Source organism: Delftia sp. 60 (genome assembly GCF_002754395.1).
In the GTDB taxonomy this organism is placed as follows: domain Bacteria; phylum Pseudomonadota; class Gammaproteobacteria; order Burkholderiales; family Burkholderiaceae_C; genus Comamonas; species Comamonas acidovorans.
On the sequence record NZ_PEFD01000001.1, the window covers coordinates 4,665,864 to 4,683,385 of the forward strand.

The 17,522-nt window shown below is 61.6% G+C and carries 16 protein-coding genes; 4 read left to right on the plus strand and 12 right to left on the minus strand.

Annotated features, from left to right (window positions below; translation table 11 throughout):
* The first annotated feature begins 6 nt into the window (after positions 1-6).
* Positions 7-150 (plus strand): hypothetical protein, encoded by a 144-nt coding sequence (locus CLV01_RS29335; protein ID WP_218968198.1) that lies wholly within the window; start codon positions 7-9, stop codon positions 148-150.
* A 42-nt stretch (positions 151-192) separates the two neighbouring features.
* Here the strand turns inward: CLV01_RS29335 and CLV01_RS21160 are convergent, their stop codons facing one another.
* The 8 genes from CLV01_RS21160 to CLV01_RS21175 all read right to left on the minus strand — a co-directional run bounded on the left by CLV01_RS21160 (position 193) and on the right by CLV01_RS21175 (position 9,776).
* A complete protein-coding gene (locus CLV01_RS21160) occupies positions 193-3,054 on the minus strand; it encodes a midcut-by-XrtH protein (protein WP_099733280.1) in 2,862 nt (953 codons plus the stop codon).
* 492 nt (positions 3,055-3,546) lie between these two features.
* Positions 3,547-3,798, minus strand: coding sequence for a hypothetical protein (locus tag CLV01_RS28945; RefSeq protein ID WP_143290010.1), 252 nt, complete (start codon positions 3,796-3,798; stop codon positions 3,547-3,549).
* A gap of 31 nt (positions 3,799-3,829) precedes the next feature.
* Complete coding sequence (locus CLV01_RS21165; RefSeq protein ID WP_099733279.1) at positions 3,830-5,341, minus strand: RHS repeat-associated core domain-containing protein; 1,512 nt, start codon at positions 5,339-5,341, stop codon at positions 3,830-3,832.
* A gap of 318 nt (positions 5,342-5,659) precedes the next feature.
* Positions 5,660-6,214 (minus strand): hypothetical protein, encoded by a 555-nt coding sequence (locus CLV01_RS28950; RefSeq protein WP_143290009.1) that lies wholly within the window; start codon positions 6,212-6,214, stop codon positions 5,660-5,662.
* Between the two features lie 453 nt (positions 6,215-6,667).
* Entirely contained in the window at positions 6,668-7,099 is a 432-nt protein-coding gene (locus tag CLV01_RS28955; RefSeq protein WP_143290008.1) for a hypothetical protein, read from the minus strand.
* Positions 7,100-7,392: 293 nt separating this feature from the next.
* A complete protein-coding gene (locus CLV01_RS28960; protein WP_143290007.1) occupies positions 7,393-7,728 on the minus strand; it encodes a hypothetical protein in 336 nt (111 codons plus the stop codon).
* Entirely contained in the window at positions 7,729-8,487 is a 759-nt protein-coding gene (locus CLV01_RS21170) for an RHS repeat-associated core domain-containing protein (protein WP_180288437.1), read from the minus strand. It abuts the gene before it with no gap.
* Between the two features lie 77 nt (positions 8,488-8,564).
* Positions 8,565-9,776 (minus strand): RHS repeat protein, encoded by a 1,212-nt coding sequence (locus CLV01_RS21175; RefSeq protein WP_143290006.1) that lies wholly within the window; start codon positions 9,774-9,776, stop codon positions 8,565-8,567.
* 6 nt (positions 9,777-9,782) lie between these two features.
* Between CLV01_RS21175 and CLV01_RS29240 the strand changes: the two genes are divergently transcribed.
* From CLV01_RS29240 to CLV01_RS21190, 3 genes are all read left to right on the plus strand, one after another.
* Positions 9,783-10,439, plus strand: a complete 657-nt coding sequence (locus CLV01_RS29240) for a porin (protein ID WP_257221594.1) — start codon at positions 9,783-9,785, stop codon at positions 10,437-10,439.
* 308 nt (positions 10,440-10,747) lie between these two features.
* Positions 10,748-12,232 (plus strand): helix-turn-helix domain-containing protein, encoded by a 1,485-nt coding sequence (locus CLV01_RS21185; protein WP_257221442.1) that lies wholly within the window; start codon positions 10,748-10,750, stop codon positions 12,230-12,232.
* 69 nt (positions 12,233-12,301) lie between these two features.
* Positions 12,302-14,116 (plus strand): methyl-accepting chemotaxis protein, encoded by a 1,815-nt coding sequence (locus CLV01_RS21190; RefSeq protein WP_099733276.1) that lies wholly within the window; start codon positions 12,302-12,304, stop codon positions 14,114-14,116.
* A gap of 7 nt (positions 14,117-14,123) precedes the next feature.
* On the opposite strand, the gene CLV01_RS21195 is transcribed toward CLV01_RS21190, so the two are convergent.
* Genes CLV01_RS21195 through CLV01_RS21210 form a run of 4 tightly spaced genes read right to left on the minus strand, consistent with a single transcriptional unit; the run spans position 14,124 to position 17,506 of the window.
* A complete protein-coding gene (locus tag CLV01_RS21195) occupies positions 14,124-14,921 on the minus strand; it encodes an SDR family oxidoreductase (protein ID WP_099733275.1) in 798 nt (265 codons plus the stop codon).
* A 1-nt stretch (position 14,922) separates the two neighbouring features.
* On the minus strand, positions 14,923-15,933 hold the full coding sequence (locus CLV01_RS21200; protein ID WP_099733274.1) for an ABC transporter substrate-binding protein: 1,011 nt from the start codon (positions 15,931-15,933) through the stop codon (positions 14,923-14,925).
* 38 nt (positions 15,934-15,971) lie between these two features.
* On the minus strand, positions 15,972-16,733 hold the full coding sequence (locus CLV01_RS21205) for an ABC transporter permease (RefSeq protein WP_016450562.1): 762 nt from the start codon (positions 16,731-16,733) through the stop codon (positions 15,972-15,974).
* Positions 16,730-17,506: an ABC transporter ATP-binding protein gene (locus tag CLV01_RS21210; protein ID WP_099735081.1), complete on the minus strand. Its 777-nt coding sequence runs from the start codon at positions 17,504-17,506 to the stop codon at positions 16,730-16,732. The genes CLV01_RS21205 and CLV01_RS21210 overlap by 4 nt, the downstream gene beginning before the upstream one ends.
* Positions 17,507-17,522: the final 16 nt, after the last annotated feature.

Genomic DNA, 17,522 nt, shown 5'->3' on the forward strand with positions numbered 1-17,522 from the left:
CGGCGAATGAAGCTCAAGCGCGTGCTCTTCTACTGCCTGCTGCCTTTCGCAGTGGCGCTTGCGCTTGTCGGGTTTCCCATGCCGGTGGCGCCGCCCCGCGCGACCAAGGCGGGCCAGGAGCAGTCTGCGCCTGTGCAAGAGCGGCGTTGAGCTGCGGGAGCATTTCTCGCAGGCGAGGTCCGAACGGCAGCCTCAATCCACGATCAATTTATTGCTGTTCAGCAGCTGCGTGATGATCTGCTGATCCGTGGCGGCACCGGAATACAGCGTCTGCAGATTCACGCCTTCCAAGATGATCTGCTGTGTCTCGGCCGATGCCGAATAGCCTGCACCCACCGCATGGGAGTCTGCACCGAAGCCGCCCGTGTGGCTGACATGGACCCAGGTATCGCCTCCCGTGATCTCGAAGTGCAGGTAGTTGGCCAGGTTGCCTGCGGCATTACTGGGGGGGCCTGCGGATTCACCCTGCAGCAGGTCGCGCAGGTCCAGTACATCACCGCCTGCGCCGTTGGTTCCCGCTGCCGCCGTGGAGAAGTTCTGGATTCGGTCCAAGGCCGGCGTTCCCGCCGCCCCCTGATCTCCCAGCAACCAGACAAAGACATCCACAAAGTTCTCGCCCGCATCGCCGCCTATCAACAGGTCGTCGCCGGAGCCTCCGATCAGCCGGTCCGTGCCCGATCCCGCGTTGAGGGTGTCGTTGCCGCTGCCGCCGATCAGCACATCGGAGCCCGAGCCCGCCGACAGGTTGTCGTCGCCACCGCCCCCGAAAACGATGTTGTTTCCGCTGCCGGCGTTGATGGTGTTGGCGCCGTTGCCACCGGTGATGTATTCGTTGGCCGAGTTGCCCGTATGGTTGCCGCTCTCGGTCGTGGTGATATCCACGGTCGTATATGAGGCCTTGAGCGTGACCACGGTGGATGTCGATGCCGTGAAGCCGCCGCTGACCTCCGTCGCCGTGACCTGGACCGTGAGATACGTGGCGTTCGTGGTGTAGCTGCCAGGCAGATTCAGGATGAGATTGGGCAGGTCAGCCTCGGTGAATTGCCAGACACCACCACCCAGGTTCATACCCGCATTGAAGGACAGATTGGTGGGCAGTCCACTGATCCTGATCGACAGGGTTTCCGAGCCATCCGTATCCACCAGCTTCGTGGTTATCGGAAACCTGACGCTGGTCCCGCCTGTGCCGTGTGCGATGGCCAGCAGGGACTTCAGGACAACGACCGAAGGAGCGCTGGCCGTTCCAACCGACAGATTGACCGTGCCGATACTGGTGCCGCCGCGCCCATCGCTGACGTCGTAGAGAAAGCTGGCCGGTCCTTCGTAGCCTGCAGCGGGCGTGAACAGCACCCCGCCCGCCTGCAATGCGAGGCTGCCATTGACCGGCGAATGAGCCAAGGTGATGGTCAGGCTGTCGCCGTCGGCATCCGTGTCATTGGCCAGCAGCGTGGCAAAGCTGATGCTCAGCGGGATGTCCGTGGCAACCATCAATTGATCTGCCACGGCAACCGGTGCATCGTTCACGGGAGTGACCGTGATGGAAACGGTGACGATGTTTCCCATGGCCTGCCCGTCGCTGGCACGGTAGGTGAAGCTATCGGAAGTCGTCTCGCTGCCGTTGTGGGTGTAGCTGAAGGTGCCATTCGCATTCAGGGTCAAGGTTCCATGCGCAGGACCCGTCACCAGCACCGCGACGAGCGGATTGCCGTCAGGGTCCGTGTCGTTGGCCAGCACGCTGGTTGCACCGCTGGCAAGGACCGTGGCCACAGCGCCCTCGGCCACCACTATCGCATCGGAGACAGACACTGGCGGTTGATTGCCGGAGGGCGCAGCAGCAACCGTCACCGACACACTGGCCGTGGCAGAACCGCCCCTGCCGTCGCCAATGGTGTAGGTGAAGCTGTCGCTGCCGGTGAAGTTGGCGTTCGGCGTGTAGACCGGATTGCCCGTGACGGCATCCACGACCACGGAACCGTGGGTGCCCTGGGTGATGCCGGAAACGGTCAGGCTGTCCCCATCCGCATCGCTGTCGTTCCCGCGCACGGCGATGGTGACGGATGTATCGGCATCGGTGGTGGCCGTGTCGTTGCCGGCCACGGGCACCCGGTTCACGAAAACACTCAGCGTGCTGGACGCGCCGGTCTGCACGGTGTATCCGATGGCCAGCGGATGGCCGCCGCTGTAGTTCGCATCCGCCTGGAAAGTGAAGCTGCCGTCTGCCTGCAGCGCGAAGGTCCCGCGCCCCGCCACGTTCCGGGAGCTGCCGGCCGCCACGGTCTGGCCTTCATAGGTGAAGCTGGCGACCACGAGCGCCCCATCGGCATCGGAATCGTTGGACAGCACATTGCCCGTGCGCTGCCCGGCCGTGTCCACCTGCACGCTGTCGGGCGCAAGCACGCTGGGATGGCTGCCGCGCACGGTGTCCGCCGCCTCGGCGCACAGTTGCGCCACGTCCACCCAGCAGGAATCGCCCGCCTCCAGCGCGGCGCCGACTGCGCAGGCGCTGCCGGGACGTGGGGCCGTCGAGGGAATCGCGCCCGGCACGCCCAGCGGAAAGCAGGTGTTCCACACAGGGTCCGTGATGCCGGTGATTTTCAGCCGCACCGACGTCTGGTTGCGATAGACCACGGGCAGGAATCCCTGTGGTGCGCCATCGGCACCCACCGCTGTCGTCTGCACGGGAACGGTGAGCGTCTCGCCTGCGGCCTGGTTGAAGGCTTCCTGCAATTCCTGAATCTGGGCCTGCACCCGCTCGCCCCAGACCGCCGTGGCCGCGGTCACGACAACAGCACCGCCCATGGCCCATGCACGCAGGCCGACCAGGGAGATCCGCCCTTTTCGCACACCCCGCACAAGGCAGGCCCCCAAGGCCAACGCCAGCAGCGCAAGAGCGCCAGGGTGGTCCACAGGAATCGCCGCCGGCGCCACGGCTGCCAGCGGTGCCACCGTGATGCTCTGGGCCTGGGCGGCCGGTAAGGCAACGGCAGCAGCAAGAGCGCTGCACGCCTGTACGAAGCCGACGCCACGAGCGGGGAAATGGAAACGTTGCAGCATGGGCCTTGCCTGGAGAATGCGAACCAAACAGGCGAGGGAACAGCCCTCGCCGCTGCCTTCAGGCACATCACAAACGACTGCGCTGCTGACAAATTCTTACTCTAGGCGATCGCTTTCGCCGCGCATATCCCTGAAAACAGGTAATTGGCAGCTGAGAAGCCCTCCTGGCACACGCCACTTGAAGGCCGTTGGCGTATTGCGTGCGGTTGAAAAGCCAAAGAGCCGTGTTGCCGGCCAGCACGGCTGCGTCGGTGTCGCTGTGCAGGGTCTGCCGGTTGTCGGCGCCGCTGATCTCGAAGCTGCGGCGGGCGTGCAGGCCATCCCACTGGATGCGTTCGTAGGCCAGCGGGCTGTAGGTGGCCGCACGGCCTTGCGTGGCCTTGTTCAGGCCCGCGTTGCTGAGGAATTTTTCTGCACGCAGGTTGCCTGCGTTGTAGCGGTAGCTGTCAGTGACAGCGCGTCATATCAAGCAACTTGCTTCGACGAAAACGCTCACTTGAAGCAACATTCTTTTAGAAATCTTCGCCCACCTTCTGTCAGTCTATACCAAGGAAGAGCTTCTATATCACTAGCAGAAACACTCAACATATCCTCAGAAACCAACTGCGTCATTAATTCAAGTGCATTTACTTCACCTCCAAAGCCTGCTCTAGACAATGCCACTTCCAAGTTATACCAAGTTACACCTTTTGGCCGTTTTTCGACAAAACCAAGTATAAAAATTTTTATATCTCGAGAGATCATGGCGCATCCTTATGATATATCGGATTTGGTATCATCTTTCGTTAAGCCCATAGTCTTTAAGCGTTGCCGTGCGGGTATTATTCCATAGTCGATATGCCTCATCCGAAGAGGATGGAACTCCCTTTTCCCAACCCAACCTTCTGTATCGAACATACTCCCTCAATTCATGAGTATAGAAATTTAAATCAACTTGTTCAGCAGGCATTTTGCCATTAGAAATACTTTTTAGTCTGGAAATCATAAAATCATTGGAATCATCTTGACCAAACCTCGCAAGATGCTTCTCAACCATACCAATTCCGCGCTCTGTTACCTTTACTCGATTTGTATTCAGCTCACGAACAACACCGCCGGCATTTTCCGGTTCAAAATTTCTACCACTATTTTGGCCCTTCGCACCAAGAATTCTGACGGTATTATTTTCCACCAATGAAGTGCTGCCATTTACTTCACCCCTCCTAGCCTGCACAGTCTTAACGGCTGGCTGCGTCTGTGGTGAAGCTACAAGCGCGTCCTTTTCTGCTACCAGCTTGGGCGTCGCATCGTTTAATTTAGGCAGTACCGCCTCGACATCGGCACTCGGCGTCTTCGCCGCCAGCACAGGCTCTGTGGTTTGGAGTTCCTTTGCCAGTGCTCTTGCTACGGTCCTCCGATCCAGGCTGCTTTTGATGGCATTTGCCAGAGGTACCGATCTGGCCCCCAACGCACCACCCACGGCCGCCGACGTTGCCGTTTGCTGCAGGTCATAGCCACTCTGGATGCCACCACCCATGTGCGCCGCCTGCGTGGCAGCATCGCCTGCCGCGCCGCTGCTGGCTCCTACAACAGCAGCCACTGCTACTCGTCCTGCGGTGCTGCTGGCTGCGCCCACCAAGGCACCTCCAGCAGCTCCAGTAGCCACGTTCAGTCCAGCCACGGCCAGGCCGCCGCCCACGCCTGCACCCCAATACTGACCTTGGCTGATCTTGCCCTCGTCGTAGGCATCTCGCATGGGGTCGTGCACGCTGGCAAAGCCCAGCGTGGAGGCCACGTATAGGCCTTTGCCCAGGGCGTAGAGGGCGCAGGTGAAGCGGCCACATCCTTCTGCAGCGTTGTCGATCATGGTGGAGGTCGACTGCTCCCCATTCGGATCCACATACCGATACGGGTTGTACCTGCCGTACTGGTACGCACCCCAGGTGATCGGAAGCCTCGCCTCACCCTCTACCGGGTCCCTGCTGATGAACTGCCCGCTGGCCGGGTCGTAGTAGCGTGCCCTGGCGTACAGCAGGCCAGTTTCCGGGTCCGCGTAGTAGCTGCCGAAGCTGTTGCCGTTGCTCTTGAGGCCTACGCCCGCGTTGCCGCTGGCTTTGCTGTCCACGCTGCCGTAGGCGCCGTACAGCAGCAGGCTGTCGGCCTTGGCCGTGCCGCCTTCGCTGGCAACGGTAGCCACCAGGTTGCCGCTGCTGTCCGCATGCAGTTGCGTGGTGCTGCTGGTGCTGCCCAGGCCGTTGGCGTATTGCGTGCGGTTGAACAGCCAGGGGGCGGTGTTGCCAGCCAGCACGGCTGCGTCGGTGTCGCTGTGCAGGGTCTGCCGGTTGTCGGCGCCGCTGATCTCGAAGCTGCGCCGGGCGTGCAGGCCATCCCACTGGATACGCTCATAGGCCAGCGGGCTGTAGGTGGCCGCGCTGCCCTGCGTGGCCTTGTTCAGGCCCGCGTTGCTGAGGAATTTTCTGCACGCAGGTTGCCTGCGTTGTAGCGGTATTGCCGTGATCCTTATCTACGCTGACTAGCTGGTCAGGGCCGCTGTCGCGATAGTTCAGCGTAGTTGCAGCACCAGTGTCCAGATTCTGTGGCTTTTGCCAGCACTCGATTTACCCCTCTACTTCCTCAAAGGTAGCAAATCTCGACCATCAATTTCATAAATATCGGTACTGAAAACAACTGAGAAATTTTCAGAATTTATGTCAACAACAGCCTTAAAAATAACAAAAACCTCATTTGACGCATTAGATATAATATAACGCTTCGCACCAGTATCAGGATCGGTTTTGACGAGAATATATCCACCATTCCACTCTTCCCAAGAGTCTCCCGCGCCTAGTACTGACGAAGGAATTCCTGTAAAACAAAATTCCCAAACTCCTTCACTTTTTTTGCAACCTCCATAGTTAGTAGAAGTTCTAAACCAAGAAGGCCAAGTCTCTTTTGGATAAATTCTCAGAAAACCTTCAAAGAACAGTTGAAAAGCCTTATCAAATTCACTGGTCAAATTATCTTTCTTCACTCTAATTTCCCCCATAGATTCTTGACCATTGCTTACGCATAATTTCAGACTGAATGATTGCGTCGTCTGATGGAAGCTGACCGAACGTATGATGCCCGCCATCACCCCATATAGCGCTACGCTGCTGCCCCATCTGTTGAAGGTCAGCACAGCGAACCCTATGGCATAACCAGCAATCTTGGTCCCGCAGTCACGCCAGCGGTCGCACTCTCCATTGGGGTCGGTATACCGATACGGGTTGTACCTGCCGTACTGGTACGCACCCCAGGTGATCGGAAGCCTCGCCTCTCCCTCCACCGGGTCACGGCTGATGAACTGGCCGCGGCCAAGCCACCGGTGCATTACGTGCAATTGACCCGCCAGTGAGATAGCCCCCTTATTCCCCGGCCCCGTCCTATCGCTTATCTTTGAAGATAGGTACAGGGCTGTGCATATGACTAGGCATACGGAGCCAGTAGAAGTAGTCGTGAAGGACTATTTTTGGAGGTTGTCGGCAACCATGAATATTCAGTAACTCTATGAGCTCACAGTTATTTCGACCAGCAAAATATATTATTAAATTTATAGTCTAATATTAAAATTCACATCAATTATCGATCTAGTTTATCTATGAAAATTCAAAGGAAATATTACATTCAAAGGCTCTAATGGCAGAGAAATTTCTCTTAAAGATTTTTCAATTTTAATTATTTCTGAATCATATTGAATTTCATCAAATAAATAACTATAGACGTTAACTCCAACAGAAATACTCCATTCAACGATTCTATTGAATCTATTCACAACAACCCCCTCCCAACCACCATCTTCTGCAATACCACAAGCACAAGTAAATATTAAATAATTACCAGAACCGTTTCTACTATTTTTCATTTCTTCAAAATATATTAATGAGTTAGAAAAGTCATCAATTTCATCAATATATTCCCCATCTATCATGATTCTTACAATGGAAACATTACTGAATATAATTCCATCTTTCTCCGAAGATAGACTTCCATCAAATTTTTCTATATATAAATTCATTATATTCATTTTAATTCACCGTGTCTCGATGCCAAGGGAAATTGAGTAGATCTTGTTGGATCCGGACTTATGAATACTTTATGAATTCTCGAAGATTGACTAGATACCGGCGTCATTGAAGGATCCATCATGTTATTTGGAGAAATATCGAAAGGATAGGCTTTTTGATAGACCGTAGCTCTTGTATTCAAGTCACTATAGAAGATATCTGGATACCTCATGGTATCAGCCCTTAATTTTGCTACATCGATATTTTCCGAAAATTGCGTTCTATTTTGATTAGGTATCTTATCGGCAGCAAATTAATGACGCTGAAATGCATGGGAGTTTATAAAATAATTCTCCAACCGCCCACCACCTTCTTTATAAAAATCTCCTAATTCCTGCATACGTAGAGATTCCTTTAGTTTTGCATATTGTGCAGAACTTGCTTCTCCATTTGCAAGGCGATTATTTAAGATCGTACTATCTACATCACTAGTCGTCGGAGGCGCAGTCTTACTATCCATCTGCGTCTTACCTGCAATTTCAAGCTTACCTCCCTCATCCAGTAGTTTGCGCGTTGTGTCTTTCGGCACATCAACGGTGCGAACTTGCGGCGCCCCTGGCGCCTTCGCCGCCAGCACAGGTTCCGCCACCTACAACTCCCTCGCCAGCGCCCTGGCAACCACTCGCTCCTTCGCCGCAGCATTGCCCGCACCCGCCAAACCCTTGTCTGCAAGGCTCGCCGCACTCCGGGCCGCTTGGGGCAGGCCTGCAATGGCCAGACCGATTTCACCGGCATAGTTGCCGCGCAGCATCGCTGCCGTGAAGGTGTTGCCGTTGGCGTCTTCCGCTTGCGCCTTTTCATCAATGTTGGCGATGGCTTGCCTGACTGCAGACGGCAGTTGGCCTGCGTTGTCTATGACACCATTGATCAGGTCCAGCCGCTCACTGTTTCTTCTCTGCGCTGCTTCACTGCCAAACAGGCCCAGGTAGCCGTCACCGATGAACCAGGCAGTGTCCAGCGTGCCTTCCACCGCCTTGACGGCGGTGAGCCCGATACCGCCAACCAGGCCACCGGCAATCTTGGTCCCGCAGTCACGCCAGCTGTCGCACTCCCCATTCGGATCGGTGTACCGATACGGGTTGTACCTGCCGTACTGGTACGCACCCCAGGTGATCGGAAGCCTCGCCTCCCCCTCTACCGGGTCCCGGCTGATGAACTGGCCGCTGGCCGGGTCGTAGTAGCGAGCCCTGGCGTACAGCAGGCCCGTCTCCGGGTCTGCGTAGTAGCTTCCGAAGCTGTGGCCGTTGCTGCGGATTCCAGTACCCGCGTTGCCGCTGGCTTCGCTGTCCACGCTGCCGTAGGCGCTGTCGGCCTTGGCCGTGCCGCCTTCGCTGGCAACGGTGGCCACCAGGTTGCCGTTGCTGTCGGCATGCAGTTGCGTAGTGCTGCTGGTGCTGCCCAGGCCGTTGGCGTATGGTTGAACAGTCAGGGGGCCGTATTGCCAGCCAGCACGGCCGCGTCGGTGTCGCTGTGCAGGGTCTGCCGGTTGTCGGCGCCGCTGATCTCGAAGCTGCGGCGGGCGTGCAGGCCATCCCACTGGATGCGTTCGTAGGCCAGTGGGCTGTAGGTGGCCGCACTGCCTTGCGTGGCCTTGTTCAGGCCCGCGTTGCTGAGGAATTTTTCTGCGCGCAGGTTGCCTGCGTTGTAGCGGCACTGGGCCAGGGTCTGCGCGCCGCTGCCGTGGTCCTGGTCCACGCGGATGAGCTGGTCCTGGGCGTTCCAGTGGTAGCTGGTGCTGGAGGTGACGGCACCCTTTGTCTGCGCCTGCGTGAGGCGGTTGCCGTTGGCGTCGTAGGTGTAGCTGGTGCTGGCCGCGCCGCTGATCTGCACGAGCTGGTCACGGCCGTTGTAGCGGTAGTCCAGCGTGCCTTCAGGTGCGGAGGCACCGGTTTCCAGGCCGTTGGGGCTGCCGACAGGCGGACCCGTGGCACCGACGGTGGCGACCACGTTCTGCTGAATGCGCAGGCCTCCCGCATCCAGTTGCCAGGTGGTGCGGCGCTCGGGCGTGGTGTGGCTGGTCAGGCGGTCCTGGGCGTCGTAGGTCCAGCTTTCCACGCGGGTGCGGTTGTGGCTGGCGCTGTTGCTGCCTCCGGGCAGATGGGCGCTTAGGGCCGCGCTGCGATTGGCGGCAGACAGGGATTCCGTTCTGCTGCTGCCGACGCGGTTGCCGTTGACGTCGTAGGTGTAGGCGGTGTCCAGGATGGTGTTGCCTGCGCCTGCCGTGGCCTGGGTGCTGCTGGTTTCGCCAGCCACGCGACCGGCCTTGTCGTAGCGGGTGCTGGTGCTGCTGCCATCGGGGTGCAGCAACTGGGTGACACGGCTGGATTTGTCGTAGCTGATGCGGGTGGTGCCGCCTGCCCCGCTCTGGCTGGTGCGGCGGTTCAGGGCGTCGTACTCGATGGTGGTGACGCTGCAGCCCGGGGCGGATGCCGTGGCGGCCGTGGTGCCGATGCGGTTGCCCTGGGGGTCGTAGCTGTGCGTGAGGCTGTTGCCCCAGGCGTCGGTGGCCTTGACGGGCCGGTTGAAGGCGTCGTAAGTGGTGGTTTCGGTACGCGTGCCCTGGCTGTCTGCCTGTGCCTGTGCCTGGGCGGCGGCTGGGGCCAGCTCACGGCCGGGCGCCACTACACCACGCTGCACACTTCGCTGGCCAGCTATGCGCTCACCGGCCTGATCTGGGGCAACGCGGCCAACTATTTCCGCGACGGCACGGTGCTGCGCGCCAGCAATTCGCTGCGCTACCAGTCGCCGAACATGGGCGGCTTCACGGTGCGCGGCATGTATTCGTTCGGCGAGGCGGCGGGCTCCAGCGTGGCCAGCCTGTACGGCGGCTCCGTGGACTATGCGGCCGGGCCCTGGGCACTGGGTGCATCGTGGATGCAGCGGCGTACCACGGCCGCGAATACCGACCGCTATGCGCTGCTGGGCGCGGCCTATGACTTCGGCGTGGCGCGCGCCGCGCTGCTGCTGTCCACGCGGCGCGACGACCTGCCTGCCGCCACCAGCGGCCAGGGCCGTTTCTACGAGGCCAGCGTGACCGTGCCCATGGGCATGGCGGGGCAATGGCTGCTGTCCTATGGCGCCTACCACGGACAGGCTCGCGCCCAGAGCGATGCGCGTGCGCTGAGCGTGCGCTACGACCACTCGCTGTCCAAGCGCACCAAGCTCTATGCGGGCGTGGGCCGCATCCACAACGAGGCGGGTGCCGCCTTCACCATCAACACCGCCAGCAATGCGGGGCCGGAGGTCCAGGCAGGCAGCCGGCCCAGCTCGGTGGTGCTTGGCATATCGCATGCCTTCTGATTGCCGGGGCAGGCGCGGCCAGCGCCTGCCATGCCGACAGGGCGGCCCGGCTGGAGTCTGGCCGTTGTAACAACCCCATGAAATCCAGGGAATATTCGACTATTTGAATGGATTTTTCCAATCAGAAAAAGTCTGTCCAATCAGCGAATTAGGCGATTTGCAAGAGAGAAAGTTTCGCAAAAAGACAAGTGCCTGCGTGATCCGGCAAGAAAAATAAAATCCAAATGTAAACAATTGTTTATCTGGCCTGTAAGATTCTTCCAGTCAATCAGTGTTTCCCCAGGAGGGTGTTGTGAAGCACCTCGCCGATGCATTCATCGGGAAAATGCATCGCACCCGCCTGGCCATTGATTTTTTCATATAAGAATTCTTACTCATTCAATCTTTTGACGCACCACATCCACGGCCACCAAGATGAGAGCGCATCCAGATTATGGAGAATAATATCCGCCCATCACCAGCAAGCCGATACTGGATATAACAAAATCAGCCGGGCCGAGGAATTGCTACAGGCCTGCAAATGGCCAGAGCCTTCCATATATCCCCTGCTGGTGCTCAGATATGTGCAGGAAGCACAGGCCATTTTCGAGCTGCACCGCATGCCCGACCGCGTGGTTTCATGCCGCATTGCAGCCGCCTTCATCCATTGCCAGCTGGGTGAAGAGCGCAATGCGATTGCATTGGCCACGGCGGCAATGGCCAATCCCGCGCTGCTGCAGCCGGAATCCATGGCCTGCGCCACCTATGTGAGGGCGCTGGCGCATAGCCGGCTGGGCGAGCTCGATACCGCCTTGCAATTGATCGAAGGCAAGGACCATGATTTCGCATTGATGGCGCCGGGCGTCACGCCCTGGCTGTCCGCCCTGATCAATTGGGCCAGGGCGCAGATCCTGTGGAAGATCTATCTCTACAAGAACCACCAGAGTCTGTGGTGCGGTCCGCCCCCGGATTCAGGCCTGGTCCAGCTCGGCGCCGCGGCACCCGACAGCGCCGACCTGCAGGCGCTGCTGGAGCGGGTCGGCCGCCAGCTGCCAACGGGCCTGGCCTGGCCCTACAGCGATTTGCTGCAGCTCTCGGTCAAAGGGCTGGATGCGGGCCGCCGCGAAGCCGCTGGCGTGGTCCGTGCCATTGAACGCATCGGCGTCCGCCACCAGATCAAGAACCCGCCGATTGCCGGCTGGGCCTGGCTGAGCAGCGCACTGGTGCACTGCAGCAAGCGCCAATATGCCCAGGCCCTGCAGGCGGTGATGCTGGCAAAGTCCACGGCCCAGACCTACCAGCTCGAAGGCCTGTGCCGCAATGCCCTGGTCTACGAGTACCACATACAGGAAACGCAGGGCGATTTTGCAGGCGCGCTGTCCACGCTGAAGGCGCTGAACATCATGCGGCTCAAGAGCATGGCCATCAGCCCCTATCTGGAGAAATCCAGATTCACGGCCATGGACGAGGCACGGCTGCACGATCTGGAACCCGCCTATGTCAAGCGCGCCCTCCAATACATACAAGAAAACCTGGACAAGAAACTACCGATCCAGACCATTGCCGACCATTGCCGCGTCAGCCGGCGCACATTGGAGGTTTCCTTTCGCAACAGCCGGTCGTGCAGCATCGGTGAATATATAAGGCAAAGCCGTATCCATCTTGCGGCCGAATCGCTGCTGACCACCGACCAGAGCATAGGACAGATTTCCTCGCAGCTTGGTTATTCCTCGCTCTCATCATTTTCCAGAGATTTCTCCGGACATTATGGAATACCGCCGTCTGTCTGGGTACGCCATCATCGATTGGCGTGATCCGGATTTTTATGCGATGCGGCCCGATTGCGTGGCATGCAGCCATATTGAATACTGAAAGGAATACGCATGAAATACCTGAAAAACATGAAGACGGGCTCCATGTTGGGTCTGGGATTTTCGATTCTGATTGCCATCGCGCTGTCGATTGCGCTGTATGGCCGCGCCCAGCTGGTACAGGCCTCCGATGATGTGGCCTACCTGGCCGACAAGCGGATCACAAGCCTGCTCCGGCTGGTGGAGATCAAGGGCTCGGTGGAGTTCATCTTTCGCGGCGTGCGCAGCATGGCGCTGATGGAGGACGCCGGGGAAAAGAAGCTGGCCAAGGCCGCACTGGATGCACAGCGCCAGAAGATCAGCCAGCTGATGGAGAAATTCCGCGAAGGCCTGAGCACACCGCAGGGCGTTGCGCTGTACGACAACATGAAGAACGCGCGCATTGCCTATCTGCCGCTGCTCGACCAATTCATGGAGGCGGCCACGCGCCACGACCTGCAGGCCGTCTCGGCCATGCTTGGCGAAAGCGGGGAGTTCCGCAAGCGCCAGGACGCGTTCTTCAACTCCATCAATGACATCCTGGCCCACCAGCAGGTGCGCGCCACGGAAACGGCGCAGGCCTCCGAGGACAAATCCCTGGCTGCCGGGCGGCTGATGCTGTCCCTGGCGCTGGCCGCACTGGCCATAGGCGCGCTGGTGGGCTGGGCCATCACGCGGCGCATCACGGGCCTGCTGGGCGGGGAGCCCGCCTACGCGGCGCAGATCACGCAGGAAGTCGCCAGGGGCAACCTGGCGGTGGCCGTGGCGCTGCGGCCCGGTGACACCACCAGCCTGCTGGCTGCGCTGAACTCCATGCGCGCCAGCCTGGCAGACATCGTCAGCCAGGTGCGCCACAGCAGCGAATCGATTGCCACGGGCGCCAGCCAGATCGCCTCGGGCAACGCCGACCTGAGCGCTCGCACGGAAGAGCAGGCCGCCAACCTGGAGGAAACGGCCGCCTCCATGGAGCAGATGACCGCCACCATTCAGCAGAACGTGGACACGGTGCGCAGTGCCTCGGGCCTGGCCCAGTCGGCCAGCGCCACGGCCGTGCACGGCGGCGAGGTGGTGCATGGCGTGGTCAGCACCATGGAGGACATCACGCACAGCTCGCGCAAGATCGAGGAAATCATCGGCGTGATCGACGCCATTGCGTTCCAGACCAACATCCTCGCGCTCAATGCCGCCGTGGAGGCCGCGCGTGCCGGGGAACAGGGCAAGGGCTTTGCGGTGGTCGCCTCGGAGGTGCGCTCCCTGGCCCAGCGCTGCGCCAATGCGGCCAAGGAGATCAAGGGCCTGATCAGCGAGAGCGTGGGCAAGGTCGCCGCCGGCTCCCGCCAGGTGGCCGAGGCCGGCAACACCATGAACGACATCGTCACCCAGACGCACCGCGTGGCCGAACTGATCTCCGACATCGGTGCCGCCACGCAGGAGCAGTCCCAGGGCGTGACCCAGGTCAGCGACGCCGTGCAGCAGCTCGACCAGGTGACGCAGCAAAACGCCTCCCTGGTGGAAGAGTCTGCCGCCGCTGCCGACAGCCTGAACAAGCAGGCGGCGCAGTTGGTGCAGCTGGTCAGCGTGTTCCGCCTGGATGAGAACACGACCCGCCCCCAGGCCGCCCTGTCCAAGTCCGCGCCGGTTGCAGCGGCCGTGTCGGCGCGCGCACAGACCGCCAGGCCGTCTCCAGCGCTGGCCCCCGCCGCGCCCCGTACCAAGCCCCTGCGTGCGGCAGCGGCGGCGGCCTCCAGCGCGCCTGTGGCGCTGCCTGCCAAGGCGGCAACACCCCGCCGCGCCACGGCGGCCGGAATGGCCGAAGTGGCCGAGGCCGATGAGTGGGAGCAGTTCTAGAACAGGCTCAGCGCATCACCAGGCCGCCATCGACGAACAGTACCTGTCCCGTCATGAAGCCGCTCAGTTCCGAGGCCAGGAACAGCACGGGCCCTGCCACGTCTTCGGGGCTTGCCAGGCGGCGCAGCGGCGTGGCGGCCATCAGCGATTCTCGGAAGGACTCGCGCGTGTCCTGCGTGCCCTGCGTGGGATAGACCAGGCCCGGCGCCACGCAGTTGACACGTATGCCCACGGGCCCCAGCTCGCTGGCCAGGTTGCGGCTGAAGGCCACCAGCGAGGCCTTGGCCGTGGTGTAGTCGTGGTAGGGCACGACGGGGTGCTCCACCAGGTTGCTGGCAATGTTGACGATGCTGCCCCGCGCGCGCTGGCGCATCTGCGGCAGCACGGCGCGGCAGACGTTGAAGGCCGCGCCCACGGCACCGTCGTACTGGGCCTGGTAGTCGCTCCATTGCAGGTCGTCGAAGAGGCGGCGGCGCTCGGGGTCGAAGGCGTAGGGTTTGAAGGCGTTGTTGACCACGATGTCGATGGCGCCCGCCTCGCGCGCAATGGCCTCGGTCATGGCCTGGACGGCGGGCTGCGAGCCCACATCGGCCTTGATGGCCCAGGCATCGCCTCCGGCCTGCTTGCCCGCAGCCTGGCAGGCCGCCACGGTCTGCGCGGCGGCAGCATCGTTGGACAGGTGGTTGACCGCCACGAGGGCACCCTCGCGCGCAAAGGCGGTGGCAATGGCCGCGCCTATGCCGCGGCCGGCGCCGGTGACCAGCACCACCTTGCCTTGCAGTCCCAGGGAAGACGGCTGTGCCATCTCAGGCCCCCGGCAGCAGGCTGGTGTCCACCACGTCGGACACCTTGATCTGCCTTTGCACCATGCCCAGCGCGCGGTAGGCGTCGGCGCCCTTTTGCAGGGCGGCCAGGTCGAAGCTGCCCAGCGGCTTGCCGGCCTGCAGCGGCTGCGAAGACGCATTGCGCAGGCGGATCACGTCCAGATTGATATCGCGCTGCGTGCCGTCGATGGCGTGCTTGCCGGCCAGCGTGGCGGCTTCCTCGGGGTTGGCCATCATCCAGGCGGCGCTGTCGCGGTAGCCCTTGAGGAAGGCGCGCAGCAGGTCCTTCTTGTCGCGCAGCGTGTCCTCGCGCACCACGAACATGTCGCTGGAGATGTTGAGGTTATCGCGCACCTGCATCACATCGACCTCGCCAATGCCTTTGCGCAGGCCCACGGCCAGGCCGGTGTCGGTGGCGGCCGTGGCATCGACCTGGCCCTGCATCAGCGGCGCGAAGTTGAGCAGGCCGGTGACGACGATGGTCACGTCCGACTCCTTGAGACCGGCCTGGTGCAGCATCACCAGCAGGTTCTGGCGCGTGCCGCTGGACAGGCTGTAGACGCCGATCTTCTTGCCCTTGAGGTCCGCCGGCTTGCGGATGCCGGCCGACTTGAGCGAGACCACGTTGAACACGTTCTGCGGGTAGATGTCGTAGATGGCGACCAGCTTCTCGCCCTTGTCAAGCGCCATGAAGAAGGAGCCGGGGTCGGTGAAGGCCACATCGGCCTGGCCGCTGAGCATGTTGCGGATGGCGTCGCCGCCGCCCGCGCCGGGCAGGTAGGCCAGCTCCACGCCCTGGGCCTTGAAGAAGCCCTTGTCGGGCTCGGCCAGGATGTTGGTGATCTCGCTGATGGGCTTGCTCCAGCCCGCCAGGCGGATCTTGCCTTGCACAGGAGCGGCCAGGCAATTGCCGGCCAGCGCCAGGCCGGCAAAACCGGCAGAGGCGCCCAGCAGGCTGCGGCGGGTGAGGAAGGGGGATTGCGGTGTGTGCATGGCGCTTGGAGAAAAGGTTTCGGAAGTATTCAGGGTGGTCAGGCGGCGCGCGAGCGCAGCAGCCGGCGCTCCAGCACCAGGCAGGCCTGGTACAGCAGCAGGCCCATGGCGGCGATCAGCACCAGGGCCGCAAACATGAGGGTGGTGTCCATCATTCCCTGGGCGGCAATGACCACGGCGCCCAGGCCCCGGCTTGCGCCCATGAATTCGGCCACCACGGCGCCGACCAGTGCCAGCACCACGGCCACGCGCAGGCCCGCAAGAATGGCGGGCAGGCCCGTGGGCAGCTTCAGGCGCAGCAGCGTCTGCAGCCGCGTGGCGCCCAGCATGCGAAACAGCTGCAGCCGCTGGGCATCGACCTGGCGCAGGCCGGTCAAGGTGTTTTCCATCAGCGGGAAAAAGCAGATCAGCGCCGTGATCAGCACCGTGGGCAGCATGCCGAAGCCGAACCACAGCACGAACAGCGGCGCCAGCGCCAGCTTGGGCACGACCTGGCTGACCACCACATAGGGCTTGAGCACACGCTCGAGCAGCTCGGATTCAGCCAGGGCCATGCCCGCCAGCAGGCCGATCGCGCTGCCGGCCGCCAGCCCCAGCAGCAGGGCCTGGAGCGTCGCCCAGATGTGCGGCCAGAAATAGCCCGTGGCCAGCCCCGTCCACAGCGATGCCGCAATGGCCGAGGGCGCCGGCAGCACCAGGGCGGACAGGCCCCATTGCCGCACCAGCAGCTCCCACAGGCCCAGCAGGACCAGCGCCAGCGCAGCGGCCAGCAGGCGGGCATGGAACAAGGACACCGTCATGCCGCCGTCCTGTCCATGGCTGCGCGCACGCGGGCGCAGTGCTCGTTGAACGCCGGCCCGTGGCGCATGGCCTGGGTGCGCGGCGCGGGAAGATCGACCGCCATATCGGCCACGATGCGCCCGCCGTGCATGAGGGCGATGCGGTCGCCCAGGTAGACGGCCTCGTTGATGTCGTGGGTGACGAAGAGCACCGTGGTGCCGCGCTCGCGGCAGGTGCGCAGCAGGTCGTCCTGCAGCTCGGCGCGCGTGATGGCGTCCAGCGCGGCAAAGGGCTCGTCCAGCAGCAGCAGGGGCGGGTCCAGCACCAGCGCCCGTGCCAGCGCCACGCGGCTTTGCTGCCCGCCCGAGAGATGGCGCGGATGGCGCTGCGCGTGGCTGGCCAGGCCCAGCTGCTCCAGCAGCGCCAGGGCGCGTTGCTCGTCCTGCGGCGCGGGGCGCCTTTGCAGCGACACGGGCAGCAGCACATTGCCCAGCGCCGTATGCCACTCCAGCAGCGTGGGCGCCTGGAACATGAAGCCCAGTTGCGGGCCGGGCTCGGCCAGCTCGGCGCCACGCAGCAGGATTCGGCCCGACTGCGGCCTGAGCAGCCCCGCCGCCAGCTTGAGCAAGGTGGTCTTGCCGCAGCCGCTGCGGCCCAGCAGGCAGTGGATCTCACCGGCCTGCACGCGCCAGTCCACGCCGTCCACCACGGGCGGGCGGCCCGGGTAGCTGAACACCACCTGTTCGATATCTAGAAACGCCATGCCGTCAGCCCCGTCTGTGATGCCCGTCATGCCCGTCGTGCCGGTG